The sequence below is a fragment of the Psychrobacter sp. Ps7 genome (assembly GCF_022129225.1).
GTDB lineage: Bacteria > Pseudomonadota > Gammaproteobacteria > Pseudomonadales > Moraxellaceae > Psychrobacter > Psychrobacter immobilis_A.
Map to the genome: position 1 here is coordinate 43,931 of NZ_JADQAH010000010.1, position 17,385 is coordinate 61,315.

13 protein-coding genes are annotated in these 17,385 nt (G+C 44.2%); 6 read left to right on the forward strand and 7 right to left on the reverse strand.

The features are described from left to right. Positions 1-9 precede the first annotated feature (9 nt). The 5 genes from map to I3257_RS05490 all read right to left on the reverse strand — a co-directional run bounded on the left by map (position 10) and on the right by I3257_RS05490 (position 7,194). The gene (gene map / locus I3257_RS05470; protein ID WP_087815184.1) at positions 10-783 is read right to left on the reverse strand and encodes a type I methionyl aminopeptidase; all 774 of its coding nucleotides are present in this window, start codon (positions 781-783) and stop codon (positions 10-12) included. After that, the gene (locus tag I3257_RS05475) at positions 776-982 is read right to left on the reverse strand and encodes a ParD-like family protein (RefSeq protein ID WP_045446174.1); all 207 of its coding nucleotides are present in this window, start codon (positions 980-982) and stop codon (positions 776-778) included. Before I3257_RS05475 ends, map begins: the two co-directional genes overlap by 8 nt. Before the next feature lie 178 nt (positions 983-1,160). After that, entirely contained in the window at positions 1,161-3,077 is a 1,917-nt protein-coding gene (rpoD, locus tag I3257_RS05480) for an RNA polymerase sigma factor RpoD (RefSeq protein WP_238049050.1), read from the reverse strand. Positions 3,078-3,608: 531 nt separating this feature from the next. After that, positions 3,609-5,786, reverse strand: a complete 2,178-nt coding sequence (locus tag I3257_RS05485; protein ID WP_238049051.1) for a CHC2 zinc finger domain-containing protein — start codon at positions 5,784-5,786, stop codon at positions 3,609-3,611. A gap of 208 nt (positions 5,787-5,994) precedes the next feature. Beyond that, entirely contained in the window at positions 5,995-7,194 is a 1,200-nt protein-coding gene (locus I3257_RS05490) for an outer membrane protein assembly factor BamD (protein ID WP_238049052.1), read from the reverse strand. Between the two features lie 782 nt (positions 7,195-7,976). On the opposite strand from I3257_RS05490, the gene I3257_RS05495 reads away from it, so the two are divergent. The 3 genes from I3257_RS05495 to I3257_RS05505 all read left to right on the forward strand — a co-directional run bounded on the left by I3257_RS05495 (position 7,977) and on the right by I3257_RS05505 (position 10,988). Continuing rightward, positions 7,977-9,227 (forward strand): RluA family pseudouridine synthase, encoded by a 1,251-nt coding sequence (locus tag I3257_RS05495; RefSeq protein WP_238049053.1) that lies wholly within the window; start codon positions 7,977-7,979, stop codon positions 9,225-9,227. Positions 9,228-9,333: 106 nt separating this feature from the next. Next, entirely contained in the window at positions 9,334-10,299 is a 966-nt protein-coding gene (locus I3257_RS05500) for a polyphenol oxidase family protein (RefSeq protein WP_201501386.1), read from the forward strand. Between the two features lie 86 nt (positions 10,300-10,385). After that, the gene (locus I3257_RS05505; protein WP_238049054.1) at positions 10,386-10,988 is read left to right on the forward strand and encodes a flavodoxin family protein; all 603 of its coding nucleotides are present in this window, start codon (positions 10,386-10,388) and stop codon (positions 10,986-10,988) included. A gap of 102 nt (positions 10,989-11,090) precedes the next feature. Here the strand turns inward: I3257_RS05505 and I3257_RS05510 are convergent, their stop codons facing one another. After that, the gene (locus I3257_RS05510) at positions 11,091-11,276 is read right to left on the reverse strand and encodes a hypothetical protein (protein ID WP_238049055.1); all 186 of its coding nucleotides are present in this window, start codon (positions 11,274-11,276) and stop codon (positions 11,091-11,093) included. Between the two features lie 653 nt (positions 11,277-11,929). On the opposite strand from I3257_RS05510, the gene I3257_RS05515 reads away from it, so the two are divergent. The 3 genes from I3257_RS05515 (at position 11,930) to I3257_RS05525 (ending at position 15,903) form a co-directional block, all read left to right on the forward strand. Continuing rightward, a complete protein-coding gene (locus tag I3257_RS05515; RefSeq protein WP_238049056.1) occupies positions 11,930-13,399 on the forward strand; it encodes a cytochrome c in 1,470 nt (489 codons plus the stop codon). A 165-nt stretch (positions 13,400-13,564) separates the two neighbouring features. Continuing rightward, the gene (locus I3257_RS05520) at positions 13,565-15,166 is read left to right on the forward strand and encodes a flavin monoamine oxidase family protein (protein WP_238049057.1); all 1,602 of its coding nucleotides are present in this window, start codon (positions 13,565-13,567) and stop codon (positions 15,164-15,166) included. Positions 15,167-15,270: 104 nt separating this feature from the next. Beyond that, complete coding sequence (locus I3257_RS05525; RefSeq protein ID WP_238049075.1) at positions 15,271-15,903, forward strand: cytochrome c; 633 nt, start codon at positions 15,271-15,273, stop codon at positions 15,901-15,903. Between the two features lie 143 nt (positions 15,904-16,046). On the opposite strand, the gene I3257_RS05530 is transcribed toward I3257_RS05525, so the two are convergent. After that, positions 16,047-17,354 carry a translocation protein TolB gene (locus I3257_RS05530; protein ID WP_238049058.1) on the reverse strand — a complete coding sequence of 436 codons (1,308 nt, stop codon included), beginning with the start codon at positions 17,352-17,354 and terminating at the stop codon, positions 16,047-16,049. Between the last annotated feature and the right edge of the window lie 31 nt (positions 17,355-17,385).

Genomic DNA, 17,385 nt, shown 5'->3' on the forward strand with positions numbered 1-17,385 from the left:
AAGCACGCTTTAAAGGGTCTCTTCTTCACGCAGCGTCAGCACTTCATAACCATCGGCAGTCACCGCGATGGTATGCTCCCATTGGGCAGAAAGCTTTTTGTCTGCAGTCACCACCGTCCAGCCGTCTTTTTTCATTTTTACTTTGGCTTTGCCTTGATTAATCATTGGCTCAATAGTAAAGGTCATGCCTTGTTCTAGAACCAAGCCTGCACCAGCGCGACCATAATGTAAAACTTCAGGCTGTTCGTGCATTTCGCGACCGATACCATGCCCGCAGTATTCTCTAACGACAGAGTAACCGTGCTGTTCGGCATGGCTTTGAATGGCATGCCCAACATCGCCGAGCGTTGCGCCCGGCTTGACCACACGGATACCTGCCCACATGGCCTCATAAGTGTTATCGACGAGGCGTTTTGTTAAGGGCATCACATCGCCAATCATATACATTTTGCTAGAATCGGCAATAAAGCTGCCTTTTTCTAAAGTAATGTCTACATTGATGATGTCGCCTGATTTTAGGACTTGATTGCTTGAGGGTACACCATGACAAACCACTTGATTGACAGAAGTATTGAGCACGTATTGGTAGCCGTATTGACCTTTGCTGGCAGGTCGCGCCTGCAAAACATCCACAATATAGCGCTCGACTAAATCATTGACAGTCATTGTGGAGATGCCAGCGACCATGTGCGTATCTAGGTAAGCAAAAACCGATGCCAATAAGCGTCCAGACTCGCGCATGATGGCCAATTCTTCAGGTGTTTTTAGCGCGATTTTAGCCATCGATAAGATTTCCTATATTAACATCTGCTCGTTTTAACTGCTCGCTGATGATATCGGTATAAGATGCGTGAGGATTGGCCTCGGCCAACATACCTATCTTTATCCAATACTCTGCCTGCGCGTTAATCGAACGTACCATTACCGCACTGGCTTTACGAAGCTCTTCGTGTAGCGCATCATCAATCTTAACAATACCCATTATTTTACCTAGTATATGAAATGTATACGAATCATATATATTGTATAGTGCCATTGCAAGCTCGTTCTTGTATTCCTTGATGAAGACATGTAGTTATAGCACTCGAGCCATCAAATCGATGACCCAAAAAAGCCGAGATAAACTCGGCTTTTTTATTGGTGCTTAGTTTGCTTTATGATTAATCATTCTCTAAGAACGAACGCAGATGCTCAGAGCGTGACGGATGACGCAATTTACGCAGTGCTTTTGCCTCAATCTGACGAATACGCTCACGTGTTACGTCAAACTGCTTACCTACTTCTTCCAAGGTATGGTCAGTTGGCATGTCGATACCAAAGCGCATTTTTAGTACGCGTGCTTCACGCTCAGTCAGATTGCCCAATACATCACGAGTCGCTTCACGCAGACCAGCTGCGGTCGCATCATCAACAGGGCTTGAGATAGTACCATCTTCGATGAAATCACCTAGATGTGAGTCTTCATCATCACCGATTGGCGTTTCCATAGAGATAGGCTCTTTGGCGATTTTCAGTACTTTACGGACTTTAACTTCGTCCATCTCTAAGCGTTCACCTAACTCCTCAGGCGTTGGCTCGCGTCCCATTTCTTGTAGCAACTGACGTGAGACACGGTTTATTTTATTAATCGTCTCGATCATGTGTACAGGAATACGAATGGTACGCGCTTGGTCAGCGATAGAGCGGGTAATTGCCTGACGAATCCACCATGTTGCATAGGTCGAGAACTTATAACCACGGCGGTATTCAAATTTATCAACCGCTTTCATCAGACCGATGTTACCTTCTTGGATTAGATCCAAGAACTGTAAACCACGGTTGGTATATTTCTTCGCGATAGAAATAACCAAACGCAGGTTAGCTTCGACCATTTCTTTTTTGGCGCGGCGAGCTTTTGCTTCACCGACAGCCATACGGCGAGCGACATCTTTCATATCGTGAATTTTCATGTCGAGCTGCTGCTCGTAATCACGAATGCGACGTTGAAGTAAAATGACGTCGTCTGCGACTTTTTCTAAGGTACCAGCAAAGGCAGGCTTACCCTTGATACGTTCAATGAGCCAGTCGACGTTGGTTTCATTGCTAGGGAAGGTCTTACGGAATTCTTCGCGCGGCATACGACCACGGCGAATGACCAAACGCATGATTTGACGCTCTTGCTTACGCACGTCGTCATAGACGTCATGCATGATGGCCATGACTTGGTCTGACAAGCGATTGTTCAACTTTAGCATCATAAAGCGTTCGGCAAGTAGAGCATAAGCAGTATCTGCTTCTGTGCTACCACGGCCATAATCTAGCAAGGCTTGCTTGGCTTTAATAAATAAGTGTTCGATTTCTTCTAGACGCAGACGTACTTCTTCAGGATCGATACCGCTGGTTTCTTCTTCAGCTTCCTCTTCAACGTCGTCTTCATCCTCGTCCTCATCATCAAGCGCCGCTGCTTTGGCTTTTGCTTTGATCACAGGCGGATTTTCTTTCTCTTCTTTTATGCGTTCACGTTCTTCTTTTGCTGCCTCTTTTGCTTCTTGGGCAGCGATTTTGTCTGCTTCGGTTTCAGGATCTAAAAAGCCAGTAATGACGTCAGAAAGCTTTTTCTCGCCATCTTGTACTTTTTGATACTCATCAAGGACGAACTGTACGGTGCCCGGCCAGTAAGACATCGCATGCTGTACGTCACGAATGCCTTCTTCGATACGCTTGGCAATGGCGATCTCACCTTCACGGGTCAATAGATCAACCGTACCCATTTCACGCATATACATACGCACAGGGTCAGTGGTGCGACCCGGCTCAGTCTCAACAGAGGCCAATACCGCCGCTGCCTCATCCGCTGCCATGTCATCATCGCTTGAATCGTCGTTCATCAAGATGTCATCGGCATCAGGCGCAGATTCAAAGATTTTGATACCAACGTCGGTCAGCATTTGCACAATATCTTCGATCTGATCGCTTTCGGTAATAGAGTCGGGCAGTTGGTCATTCACCTCAGCATAGGTGAGATACCCTTGCTCTTTACCCATTTGGATTAAGGTGGCCAGTTGAGATGTGGACTTAGAAACTGACTTATCGTTCATAAATACTCGCTTACTTGCATCGGACATTTTTATATTGTGACGCGCTATCGCTCGCTCAGTGCGTTGATATAATCAATCGATTCATCAAAATATGGCGTAGAGGTTGTCAATAATATCAAAAATGAGTTGATATGAATAAAGGCTCAAAATACTACAATTACAATGCTAAAAAACTGCTAGAAATTAGTAACGCTAAAAAGTTTTCAAGATAACATTATCTAAAAAATAATATATAAAAATAACGGTCCCTAAAAACGGATACTTCAAAATAATATCTAAAATTTGTGCTTAAGGAGGCGGATTATTGCCATCTATTAAATTGGGCTATAAATAGTTAGCGACACAGTTTAACACACACCAGCGTAATCAAGCACGAGGTAGTGATATCTACCGACCATTTCTTACTGATTATTTTATATCAGCCAAATGATTAAATGGCAATACATGCTATTGGGCATAATCATTAGTAGTGGGGGCAGCCGCTATACTTTTAAAGGGTTGGAGATTTTTTAGCAAAAATAATGGCAAACGTTAAGATTTGACGGTAACCATCTGCGCTGACTGCTCAGCTTGCTGCGCGCGTAACCAATCATTTAATAATTGCGACTGCTTACGGACAATCGCCAGCTTAATATGGTCAGGATTTTTGATGAGCTCTTGCATCTTTTTTTGCAGATGTAACTTGAGCAACTGCATCACCAAGTTTTCGATCAACTCATCCAAGCTCAAAATATTTCTGCCAATTAATGTCTTATAAAATCCGCCCCAGCTACGGCTAAGTGTTTCTTGGGTGATTGGTTTGACATTAGACAATATAAAGTGTGCGGCGGCGTTGGCATCTTTGGGTAAATGATTCAGGCAGCGTTTGATGGTGCTAACGATATCCAGCAAGGCGATATCTTGCAAATCTTCCCAAGCAAGCGGACGCAAGATGTCAGGCGCGGCTTTTTGCTTGATGTGTGCTGGCAGCTGTAAATCATTAATACCTGCCTGCTGCCAAATGGCTTCGATAGGGTCTTCAATTAAGGCGCGTGGCTGAAACAAAAAACAAAGTTGCAATTGCTGACTGATGGTCATGTCACCATCAAAATCTAGCAGCGCATCTTTGGCTTCGATATTTTGGCTACGTTTACCACCCAGCTTCTGATAGACGTCATTGTTCAGCAAATAGCGAAAGCTACTGCCTTTAGGTAATGCAGTGGTCAAGGCACGTACTTGCGACATGAGCTTGGCTTTGCCTTCTGCCAAGGTTAAATCGTAACGCTCGCTTAAATAGGCAAAAATATACTGTGACAATGGCATGGCATTCGCGATTTGCTCACGCATGGCATCGCCGCCCTGACTCTTAATAAACGTATCAGGATCATGATTATTTGGTAGGGTCAAAAACCGCAACTCTTTGTCATCGGCCAGTACTGGCAAAGCCACTTCAAGGGTACGCCAAGCCGCTTTTTGTCCCGCGCTATCGCCATCAAAGCTCAAGGTTAGGGTAGGGTTTAATGTTAAAAGTCGTGAGATTTGGCTTTCATTGATCGCCGTACCCATCGAAGCGATAGCGCCATAAATACCCGCTTGGTAAAGGGCAATGACATCCATATAGCCTTCGACCACTAGCCAGTCGTTGGCACGCTGCTGGCGAGACTCATAGTAGCCGTATAGTACATGCTGTTTATGAAAAACGGGTGAGTCAGAGGAGTTGATATACTTGGGTTTTACCTCATCATCGAGCGCCCGTCCACCAAAACCAATGGTACGGCCTTGATTGTCTCGAATCGGGAAAATGACCCGATCACGGAGTAGATCATAATCGCGTCCTGACTCTGATTGGCGCACCAAGCCAAGCGCCTTTAGCCCTTCAATATCTTGTGGAAACTGATGCTCAAGATGCTGCCACCCAAAGGGTGCATAGCCTAAGCCAAAGGTCTCAAAGATGTCTTCTGTGATACCACGCGATAAAAAGTAATGCTTGGCATGCGGATGAAGGGTGAGATTGTGCTGATAAAACTGCTGGATTTGCTCTAACAGCTCATACAGGTTACCGTCTTTATCGGAAACGCTATGATCATCGTACAATGCCGCAGCGTCAGTATCGCCACCTGTCAACCATGCTGGCGGATAGCTATTATCATCTTGGTAGTCTGTGCCATAAGAATCTTCTGGATAAGACGCTGAGTCGTAAGCATCTAGCGGTGGATACTCATCGTAGCCGTTGCTACTGTCGTGATAAACGGGTTGATCGGTATCGCCGTACTGGTTTTGTTGCTGAATAGCTGAAGTAGCGTTAATAGAAGGCGCATTAATTGTTTGAGCCGGACTTTTAGCGTCACTTTTAGCGTCGATAGTCGGATTAGGTGTTGGCGGTGGTGCAATCGGTTTTGGTGCACGGCGCTGGTAGCTGACGTTTTGTTGTTGTTCTTCTTTTGGGACTTCGATGCCTGTCTGCTTTGATAGCTCATTAACCGCTTCAATGAACGTTAGATTTTCGTAATCGCGTAAAAAACTGATGGCATTACCGCCGACGCTACAGCCAAAGCAATGATAGATGTTTTTTTGTGGATTGACATAAAAAGAGGGCGACTTTTCACCATGAAATGGACAGCAGCCTTTAAACTCACTACCAGCACGTTTAAGCGTCGTATGACGCCCAATGATACTGATTAAGTCAGCTTGGCTATTTAATTGGTCGAGAATGTGATTTGGAATACTCATGCAAAAAACAGTTTACCATAGGTGTATTATCTTAAGCATAGGCAATATTGGGCACAAACAATATTGGGCATAGATAATGAAACAGAAACAGAAAAAATAAGGCCAACTCTGTTGTTGACCTTATCTTTTTCATGATGTGCGTTGATGTACTAAAAAGAAGAGACGTTCTCTTAATTAAAAGAGAGACGTTGCCTCAAATTTAGCGCATTTATTCATCATTCATATCGACATCTGCTGGCAGGACATCAATCCCTTGAACAGGCAATGTCGTACGGCGTACAGGATTGGTGTTTTGTGGATCGACATTGGCTTCTCTTGCCGTAGAGCCAGTGCTCGATTGGCTAGTAATACGCTCAGCGGATGCTTCAGGCAGACCTAAACCGACATTGATGCCAGTATTGGCGCGTACAGGTGAAGTGCCTTGCGCTGCACTGGCTGCTGCATTATCGCTTGGCAGTCTCAATTGACTGGCGTTACGAATAACCTGAGTTTTGGTCGCGCCGTTATAGTCGCCTATCGCAACTGATGAAGTATCTTTGTTAAAACGACTTAACTGCCCAAACGTCAATTTGTTGATGAAAGAACGCTCACGTTTGGTGTCGAGTTTAACGCGTCCATCAGCACTTAACATGTTGGGATAATTAATCTGTAATAGAGTTTTGTATTCTGCTGCCAAATCAGACATACCCAATTTATCATAGCTATAAGCTAAGACCGCGATTGCGTCTGGGATGGACTCACTAAGTGGGTAGTATTGAAACACCCATTTGGCACGGTTAACAGCAGCGACATAAGCTTCGCGCTCGATATACCAGTTGGCGGCACTCATCTCACTTTCAGCAAACTGATTGTAAATGAAAGTCATGCGCTGAGCGGCGTCTGGCGCGTAAGGGCTGTTAGGGTACTTATTAATAAGCTCTTGAAAGTTAGCGAAGGCAATACGTAAATAGGCGGTATCACGCTCAGCTTGATTGAGCTTAAACAGTTTTAAACCTTCTGATGAGCCTTGCATATTGGCCACGCCGCGCACATAGTAAGCGTAGCTGACTTGCGGATTAGAAGGATATAAGTTAATAAATTGCTCAGCGCTGGCAGCTGCCATTTCATACTTACCACTGGCATATTGTGCGTACATCATGTCGAGTAATGCTTGCTCAGCGTACTGTCCAGTAGGATAAAAAGTGCGCAGATTGGTCAAATCTTCGATGGCTTGTGTATAGCGGCCTTTATCAATCTGGGTAATGGCGTCGTTATAATAATTCTGCTCTGATTTTTCGGCAGTTTCTACCGCATCGACGTCTTTACCGCCAGTCAGATTTTTAAAAGTCTGACAGCCCACTAAGTTTACGCTTAGCGCAAGTAGGGTTATTGAGGACAGTTTGATAAACGTATTGCCAACAGCTTGCATACTTCTTCTCCGACACAAGACGTATAATAGCAGCGACGCTATCATACTAGATATTAGGTTAATGATAAAAAACGATGCGTAGGCATCAATAGTGGTCTGTCATCTACTATGTCAATCATCGGACATACCAGTTATCGTTATTAAAAAACGCTTGATGGCATAGGGTTTATATCAAACCAAATGCTTTTAATAAAAAATTCGATAAGCATACAGTGGCATAGCATACAGCAAAATATGGCTATACTTTATAGAATAACGTTTGCTTCGTCTATTTTTTCGCCATCTATATTGTACTTAATCCAATCGTGCTCATCGAACTTGAGTCAGTATCGTACAGTTATTAGTCTACTGCAACACAGGTGCGATATGCTGCTGCTCGCAATGAGCTGTACACCAGCGCATGTCAGTTTGATATTTTAACATGAGCTGCTGTCACGAGCGATATCGAATGTCGCTGACACTGACAAATATACAGTAAATTACAGCAATGTCATATTTTAGAGAGTTAAGTACGGCGCTGAGGCTCTCTGCGGTATAATCAAAAAATGACAGATAACACACAGCTTCTATAGGGCTTAGGCGCTTGGCATGCTACACTAGCACGGTATTGCCTCCGCTTTTTTCGACGACGATCGCTTTTATGATAAGTAATTGATAGCGAATGGCCTTTTGTTTTTTATAGCGTTACGCTTAACACTTTATTAGAAATTTTCTCAAAAGCTACCTTTCAAAACCATGTCAGGCGCTTTGCCATATATAAATCTGCTATGAATAATAATGCTATGACTACCCATTTACCACCGAATCAATCACGACAGACTGATTCATCAGCACAAGAGTCACCGATGCCAAATGACGTTTTAAATAATAGTGAATTACCTGACGATAATCAGTCGATGCTTGATGAGCAAAGCCATAGCGATCATGTTTTAGAAGACGCTGTGTCAGAAGAAGCTATGTTAAAAGATAGTGATGTGCTTGACGATATGATAGATAGCAGCGATGAAGATGCTGACGACATTGATGATAGCGACGATGATGAAGCGTCAGCCGCCGGTCAAGTGGTGCCAGTAATTATTAATATGACGCATACGGTTATAGAAGACGAAGCTGGTTTACGTATTGATAAATTGGCTTCAAAAATATTTACCGATTTTTCACGTGTTCAATTACAAGGTTGGATCAGTGATGGCAGCCTGCTGTATAACGGTGGCGTGCAAAAACCGAAAATTCGTGTCAGAGCGGGTGATGTGCTGCAGTTAACCACCACATTAGAGCAGCATAGTGAAGATCAACCAGAAAATATAGACATCGATGTGGTCTATGAAGATGATGACGTATTGGTCATTAATAAACCTGTTGGCATGGTAGTGCATCCTGGTGCGGGCAATCAAACCGGCACCTTGGTCAATGCACTACTATATCACTATCCGCAGCAGCACCATCTGCCGCGTGCAGGTCTGGTGCACCGTATTGATAAAGATACCTCAGGGCTATTGTTGATTGGTAAAACCAAGCCAGCACAGCTTGCGCTGATGGAGCAACTAAAGGACAAGTCGGTCTATCGTCATTATCAATGTGTGGTAGCAGGGGATGCAGCGAGTCTATCGCGTCATCGCCGTATTGACGCCCCAATCGGTCGTCACCGCAACCAGCGTACTAAAATGACGGTAATGACAGCAGGACGCGAAGCTGTGACTCATTTACTGAATGTGACCGCGCTTAATGGCAATTATTGCCTGTTGGATGTGGGTCTTGAAACGGGACGCACTCACCAAATTCGTGTGCATTTAAGTCATGTTACTTATCCGATAGTGGGTGATCGTGTCTATGGTGGTCGTCGTCAATTGCGGGCAGGACTGACAGAAGCACAACGTCAAGCGATTAATAATTTTCCACGTCAAGCCTTGCATGCCTACACACTGGGTTTCGTGCATCCAACGACTGGTGAAGATATCGAAGTCACCACACCACTGCCTGAAGATATGCAGCAGTTAATGGCTGTGCTAAGTGATGGCTATGATGACGAGTAGACCGCTCCTTGTAGGGGAGAGCGTAAAGTCGCTTGTAGAAAACAGAGCCTAGTAGTAAATAGCGATCCGTGACATAAAAATGACTCATTAAAACGGTAAATCAGCCATGACTCATCAGTTTCCTATGACATTGCTTGCACAGATTGATGATGTGGCTGTTTTTCAAACAGCTGCCTTTTCAAGCGATGACGTTGACTCACAAGACCAGCCCACAGAACAGCTAGTACGACAGCAACGTCAAGCGAATTACGGTGAGCTAAATTTAGGTTTGCATGTCAATGACGATGCTGCAAAAGTACTGAGCAATCGCATGCGTTTATTATCTGCCATCAATGAACAGCTTGCACCCTTATCATCGACAGCTTGCCAACAGGTACCCATCAAACGCTTACACTGGGTTAACCAAGTTCACGGTAAGCAAATTCATGATGTTGATGGCACGGCGCTAGGTATGACGCCAATGTCTGCTGACGCGATGGTCAGTCGGCAACAAGGGCTTGGGCTTGCGATAATGACGGCTGACTGCGTACCGATAGTCTTATATCAGCCAGCTAGTGGTCAAATAGCAGCGATTCACGCGGGTTGGCAAGGTCTGGCTTGCGGGATTATTCAAGCGACTGTGCACTGTTTTACGCAATCGGGACAAATCAAAGCTTGGATTGGTGTTTGTATCAGCCAAGACAGCTATGAAGTTGGCGCTCAAGTTCGCAATCAATTATTGAAAGGTTGCACAGAAAATAAGTTATTGAACACAGCCAGTATTGAACATTTTGATTCGTTATATGTCATAGATTCTGTGGCTACTATTAAAGGCGATAGCGAGACTCAACATGTACAGGATACGGTTGATAAGCTGTCAAGCTGTGACACAGTTGACGCGAGAAAAATCAAGCTAAACTTACCAAAGTTGGCAGCGGATCAGCTTAGTGCGGCGGGCGTTATAGTAGATGACACCTTATCTAGCAGCTGTAGTTATACTGATGACCACTATTACTCTTATCGGCGTCAAACGCATTTGCAGCAGCCTGCTACAGGTCGAATGGCGCTGGTCATTGTACGTGGCGCTGCGTAGGATTACGCTATTTGCTGTTGCGCGCAATTAACTGTTGAACTTATATTGTTTTTATTTAACCATTTATAGCCATTATTAGAGTTTGTATGAATACACCTGCCAAATCGTCCACTACTGATAGCATACCGACTGTATCTATTGCTGTTATTTATCATAGCAACTACGGTCATACCAAGCGCGTGGCTGAAGCGATCGTTAAAGGGGCGCATCAGCAATTACCAGCAGCACAGGCCAAAGCCGTTGATGTCCATAAGGTTGACTGGGATTATTTGGATCAGGCGGATTTGCTGGTTTTCGGTAGTGCCGTATATATGGGTAGTGTCACTGCTGAATTTAAGACTTTTATGGATGAAACCTCAAAGCGCTGGTACCATCGTAAATGGGAAGGCAAGTGGGCAGCCGCTTTTGCCAACTCTGGTGGGCTGAGCGGTGATAAGCTGGCGGTATTACAGCAGATTTCTTTGTATGCGATGCAGCATGGCATGAACTGGATTGGATTACCGCTGATGCCGACAGGTCATGAGGCTCATGATTTAAACCGTTTATCTAGCTTTTTGGGCTTGATGACCCAGTCGCTTGATGGTCCCCCTGAGGAAACGCCAGGACGTGGAGATATTGATACGGCTATTTGGTTCGGCGATCATTTGGCTAAGACAATTATCAAGCATCAGCCGGCGGCACGCCCTTGAAATGAATGGCTATTGAGTCATTCAAGGTAATTTATTAAACATTAAAGGCAGATATCAAGCCGATATCTGCCTTTTTTTGCTTGTTTTATGAGTGTGATGGCACTATTTTTGATTTTTTGTACTGGTATTATTTTGAACCTGCACAGTGGTAGCAAGCGTATTTTTGACCAAGATACTATTGGTAGGGGTGGTATTCACAGGGATAGGGCTGTCGACAAATTGAAATGATTGGCAGCCTGTCATTAACAGGGCTGATGTCAGTATATAAGCAAGAATCGGTAACTTCATAGTGGTGTCTCAGGCGGCGATCGGCAACGTGGAAATAGCGCCTATCATAAACAAAATATGGTGCGTTGCAATAGCTTGTTTCGTAGCATTATAAAAATCTGACTGGTAAAAAAAGCGAGTGCTAACTTAAGTCTATGTATCTATTATGTACAACTAAAATCGATGATGACAAAAAATGAAGCAAATTTTTGACAGCTATCTACAATGATAGGTTTTTTATAAAAGATATGCACCCAAAAAATAGAACTTTAGTTACTGATTTTAAAGGTATTATTTAAATAGCTTATTATTATAATATAAAAAAATATATTACTTTATCAAAAACTGATAATGATAACGCGGTTCTTTACGTTTTGTAAAAATTTGAGACTAATACGTTATTCATTAAGTAATAGTAGCGAAATAGTCTTACATTAATAGAGTGAGTAGACATCATTTAGTAACTATGCTTAGTAACTACGCTTATGAAATTACTTTTGTCACGCTATTTTACTCAGCATTTACTGGATAATTTGCTACCTCATTTAATGGACTATCAATTGAGTATAACAAGTCGTCACTCATTAAGGCTTGCTCAATATTAAATTTTTCATCTCAATCATTCGTCCTAATAATAATTACAACACCCTAGGTGCCAGCTATATGAGGATATTATGAAGCCACTTTCTGTGATGTTATCGATGCTCGTCATTGGTATGACCTCCAGCGCTGCGATGGCTGAAGGCGCAAGCGTCGTCAATACCAGCCTAGCGAATGCTAGCTTGCCTAATGCCAGTTTACCTAATATTAGTCCAGCCAATAGCGAGCTTGTCAATCGCGGTGCTTACATTGCCCGTGCGGCCGATTGCATGGCATGTCATGGCGAAGATTATACTGGCGGTACAGCGATCGAAACGCCGATGGGAGATATCTACTCAACCAATATCACCCCGTCTAAACGTTATGGTATCGGCGATTATACCGAAGCGGATTTAAAGAGCGCGTTGAAAAAAGGTCGTACGCCAAGCCATATGCTTTACCCTGCCATGCCATATCCTTCTTATAGTGGCATGAAAGAAGAAGATATCAGTGCGTTGTTTGCTTATCTGCAAACCGTACCTGCTATCGATGAAGCACCGAAATATAAAACTGACCTGCCGTTTCCCTTTAACATTCGCAGCTTAATGATTGGCTGGAATTTTCTCAATGTCCCGTCTACTGAAAATCGTGATGGTATCACCGAGACGCAGCAACGTGGTGAATATATTGTCAATAACTTAGAGCACTGCGGTACTTGCCATACCCCGCGTAATAGCACTATGGGTTTCGATAAAAAAATGTATCTATCAGGTGCTCAGCTTGGTCATTGGCATGCACCAAATATCACGCCTGACGAGTCGAGCGGTATCGGTAGTTGGAGTGAACAAGATATCGTCACTTATCTGCGTACTGGTGAGCTTGACCAGCGTGCCTATGCAGGTGGTCCTATGGGCGAGGCGGTTGCACATAGTACGCGCTACTTAAAAAATGAAGATTTGAATGCCATTGCTTCTTATCTAAAAGCGGTGCCTGCTATCCAAACAGATGATAAGGTCGCAGCCGTTGATGTCTCGCGTTTGCCCACACCCATTAGTGAATCTATCACTCATGATTTACTGGCGCAAAAAGATTATTTAGCCCAAGCCAAAGCGCAGGTGAGTAATGGCAGCAATTCACCAGAATCGCTATATTTGGCAGCTTGTGGTAGCTGTCACGGCGTTGACGGTTATGGTCAGCCTGATGCGCGTTACGCTCCTATCGTTGGACTCAGCAGTATTCGCCGTGAGAAACCTGATGCGCTGGTCAATATGATCCTTCATGGGGTAGAAGGCGCGACTAACACGTCACCTATCATGCCAGGGTTCTCAGATGAGCTAAATAGCGAGCAAATCGCTGGTATTACCAATTATGTGCGTGTGAATTTTGGTGGTCTCAACAGTAGTGAGGTGAGTGCTAATGATGTTGATCGTATCGCAACGACAGGTACTGACAAGCCCTTCTTAATCAAATACGCGGGCTTACTGGCAGTAATCGGCATCATCGTGACTATTATTATCATTGTGTTTATTATACGAACCATCTTGCGGTCTAGGCGCCGTCGTTAATTCATTGATTCTATAAAGACGATTTACATATTTATTATAGGACAAGACCTACAGGCAACATGGTAAGGCACAACAGCTCGAAAAACAGACGTAGAACTAAGTCGAGCTGATTAATAATATATATGCCTACCGTCTTGCAGGAACGTCTACTTTAAGGACACTATTATGAAAGACATGCTTCAATCACCAACGCGGCGCCAACTGCTCTCGATGATTGGTAAAACAGCGGGCGCGACTGCGATGTATCAGGCAATGACGACGTTAGGATTTGCGTCAGAGTCGAGTTTTAAAGAGACCATGGATCTTAAGGGTGCACCTCCTGGCGCTAGTATCGTCATTCTTGGTGCGGGTCTTGGCGGACTGACCGCGGCTTATGAGTTACGTAAAGCAGGTTACGATGTCAAAGTGCTCGAATATCAAAATCGTGGCGGCGGTCGTAGCTGGACATTGAACAGTGGGGACAAATATACCGAGCTTGGCGGCGAAGAAGTCACCTGTGATTTTGAAGAGGGCAATTACTTTAATGGTGGACCGTGGCGTCTGCCAAGCCATCATTATGCCGTCTTCCATTATTGCAAACAGTTTGGCGTTGAAATGCAGCCCTTTATTCAAACCAATGATCGTGCTTATTTGCATCGCAGTACTCATTTCGACGGCGTGCCGCAGCGTTTGGGTGATGTGAAAAACGATATCCAAGGTCATGTTGCGGAGCTGCTATCGAAATCAGTTAACGTCGGTGGTCTTGATCGCTCGGTCAATACTGAGGACAAAGAAAAGCTATTAGAAGGTTTAAAAGGCTGGGGGGTGCTAGATAAAGATTATCGTTACCGCGCCAGTAATGAGACCAGTAAACATCGCGGCTTTAGTGTGTTTCCAGGTGGTGGCTTGATGCCTGATGCGACGCCATCAAAACCTTTGCCGATTAGTGAGATACTAGATTCAGGTATGTGGGCAGATATTTATGGCAACCATATGACTTATGGTCATCAACCGACGATGTTTCAGCCAGTAGGTGGTATGGGGAAAATTGGTGATGCGTTCACCCGTGAATGCCGCGATATGATTGAGTTTAATGCAAAGGTCACTAAAATTCATCAAGATGACAGTGGCGTAACGGTCGATTATGTAGACAGCAACAGCCCAGATGGTGCCACCAAGACCATTCGTGCAGATTGGTGCGTGTGCAATATTCCATTAACTGTATTGACGCAGATGGATATCAATGTCTCAAAACCAATGAAGCAGGCGATGGCCGCTGTGCCTTATGAAACCTCTTATAAAGTCGGCTTAGAGTTCAATCGCCGCTTTTGGGAAGAAGATGAATGGATATTTGGTGGTCTGACTTATACCGACATGCCCATTGCGCAGATTGCTTACCCGTCACAAAATATGTTTAAAGATGGTACAGGCGTGCTACTCGGTGCGTATGGTTATGGTCCGACGTCTTATAAATTTAATAGCTTAACGCCGCAAGAACGTATTAATGTTGCGCTTGCTTATGGTAAATACATCCATCCTCAGTATCCAAAAGAGTTCCGCGCAGGGACATCAGTTGTCTGGCACCGCATCCCATGGACGCTCGGCTGTTACGGTATTTGGAATGAGTCGACCCGTCGTCAGCATTACGATACCTTGTGCAGTATTGATAATCGTATTGTGCTGGTAGGCGAGCATTGCTCACACATTCCGGCATGGCAAGAAGGCGCTATTTTATCTGGTATGGATGCCGCAAAGCGCCTACATAAAAAAGCAAAAATGCTTGTTTAATAACGCTTGGGTTATATAAATAACTATAAGATTCAGAGGCTATCATGGACAATGCAATTGTGAAGAAGGCAATCGTGGAGAAAGCAATCTTGAAGAAAAAAGTCATGAAAAACATGGCACTAAAACTGCTGACGGTGATGCTGATGAGTGGGATCAGCAGTGCGACACTGTTGGGCTGTAGTCAACAGTCAGATGATGAAGTGACGGTTTCCAGTGTACAAGATCAGGATTCCTTAACAACCAATGACTATCAAGCAAGCCGAAATACGGGTGCGTGGGGCGGCGTTTATATGAGCCGTGAGGAGCTTACTGCACCTGCTATCAATATTGTAGACGACAGCTCATTGCCCAATATGGAAGACGACCCAAGTATTACTGAATGGGACGCAAAGTTTGAAGGCACAAATGGCTTTGTGACGACAGATGGCAAAAAGCTTTATCACGACTCTTGTGCGGCTTGTCACATGCACAAAGGCGAGGGTGCTTACGGTGCAGGCTATTATCCGCCACTGGCGAATAACAGTAAGATGCAATCAAAGTATTACATCATCGATATCTTGATTAATGGCTTTCGTGGTATGCCCTCATTCCATGGAATGATGAACGATGCGCAGATGGCGGCGGTTACTCAATATGTGGTCAGTGACCTAAATGGTTTTACCGATACCGTGACTGCTGACGATGTGGCAAAACTGCGGCATCCAAATCCATCAGCGGGTGATCCGAGTGATGATTAATCGTGTTTACTATTTTAGTCAATAATTGTCCAATATATCCTAGTATCAAAATGATTTAACCGTGCTTCGCAATATAAAAAAGCGCCTAATTATTTATTAGGCGCTTTTTTATGAGCAAGACTTGATGAATTAAGAAAGATGGTTTATTTAGGACTAGATGACCAGACTGGTGAGCGAATAGTGCCTTGACCAGACTTACCAAACGACTCGCCACCATTCAATGATTTGATGGTTAATACGCCTTTGCCACCTTGCTTTGAGGCGTAAACGACCCGCTTACCATTAGGCGAAAAGCTTGGCGCTTCATCGATACCCGTATTGCCCAAGTTAGTAGTGACCGCGCCGCCGCTATTCATGATCGCCGCTGAGCGACCACTTAAAAAGGCAATTTGTGAGCCATCGTTACTAAATTGCGGGCTAGTGGCATAACCGCTACTTGATACCTTAGTAGTACGTCCTGAACCAAACTCATAACGATAAATCTGTGGTTTGTTAAATCCAGTTTTGTCTGATACAAAAACAAAGGATTTGCCATCAGGCGCATAACTTGGTTGCACTTCGCTACTTGGCCAATTGATAAGTCTTCTAGGTTGACCACCACTGGCACTCATCTCATAAATATCGGCACTGCCTTCAAAGCTGCTAGAAAATAATATCTTGCTGCCATCAGGAGAGAATGATGGACTGAGATTGCTGCCAGGGAAGGGCGTTAACGGGGTTGCACCGCCACCGCTCACACTTTGTACATAAATAACGGGATAAGATTTATCACGTTGTACGGAATAAGCGATGCGATTGCCATCTGGCGACCATGTTGGTGAAAAGATAGAACCGGTTACTTCAGTAATGGTTTTGGCATTTTCACCATCGGCATCCATCACTTTTAAACGTGAGACTTTTTCTTTACCAGTACCAGTCTCTTCAATATAAGCAATACGCCCTGAAAAGTCACCTGGCGTACCAGTAATTAGCTCATATACTTTATCAGCGATGACGTGACCAGCATAGCGCATGCTTTCTTTGTTATTGTCAGCCGTTAAGCTTTGTTTGCCTTCGATTACTCTACCAGATTTAACGTCAATCACTTCGTAATCAGTTACTATTTTACCTCGATTGCTGCGGGTGCTGCCGACCACTAGATAAGGAATCCCCATGCTTTGCCATACCGGCAATGTGCCTGCCAGCTCGCTGCTACTGCGCGGCTGCTGTGGTAGATCTTTGCTAGTCACTTTTAGCTCTGTTTTGCTCAAATCATTTAGAATAATTGGCGATAATACAGAATCACCAGCAAAGGGTACAAAGGCGACTTGGTTTTGTTGTCTTGGAGCCACAACTGTTACATCTATCTCCATTGGTTCAGCATTAGCAGTGTAAAAAGGTGACAAAAATAAAGGAGAAAGTAAGAGCGCAATTGGTGTCATACGTAAAACAGAAGCGGTCGATAATGTCATAAGTCAATACCCTAATTTAATGATGTATTAA

Coding starts and splice junctions, on each gene's coding strand:
- map (WP_087815184.1), bottom strand. CDS start 783: ATGGCTAAAATCGCGCTAAAAACACCTGAAGAATTGGCCATCATGCGC.
- I3257_RS05475 (WP_045446174.1), bottom strand. CDS start 982: ATGGGTATTGTTAAGATTGATGATGCGCTACACGAAGAGCTTCGTAAA.
- rpoD (WP_238049050.1), bottom strand. CDS start 3,077: ATGAACGATAAGTCAGTTTCTAAGTCCACATCTCAACTGGCCACCTTA.
- I3257_RS05485 (WP_238049051.1), bottom strand. CDS start 5,786: ATGAGTATTCCAAATCACATTCTCGACCAATTAAATAGCCAAGCTGAC.
- I3257_RS05490 (WP_238049052.1), bottom strand. CDS start 7,194: ATGCAAGCTGTTGGCAATACGTTTATCAAACTGTCCTCAATAACCCTA.
- I3257_RS05495 (WP_238049053.1), top strand. CDS start 7,977: ATGACTACCCATTTACCACCGAATCAATCACGACAGACTGATTCATCA.
- I3257_RS05500 (WP_201501386.1), top strand. CDS start 9,334: ATGACTCATCAGTTTCCTATGACATTGCTTGCACAGATTGATGATGTG.
- I3257_RS05505 (WP_238049054.1), top strand. CDS start 10,386: ATGAATACACCTGCCAAATCGTCCACTACTGATAGCATACCGACTGTA.
- I3257_RS05510 (WP_238049055.1), bottom strand. CDS start 11,276: ATGAAGTTACCGATTCTTGCTTATATACTGACATCAGCCCTGTTAATG.
- I3257_RS05515 (WP_238049056.1), top strand. CDS start 11,930: ATGAAGCCACTTTCTGTGATGTTATCGATGCTCGTCATTGGTATGACC.
- I3257_RS05520 (WP_238049057.1), top strand. CDS start 13,565: ATGAAAGACATGCTTCAATCACCAACGCGGCGCCAACTGCTCTCGATG.
- I3257_RS05525 (WP_238049075.1), top strand. CDS start 15,271: ATGAAAAACATGGCACTAAAACTGCTGACGGTGATGCTGATGAGTGGG.
- I3257_RS05530 (WP_238049058.1), bottom strand. CDS start 17,354: ATGACATTATCGACCGCTTCTGTTTTACGTATGACACCAATTGCGCTC.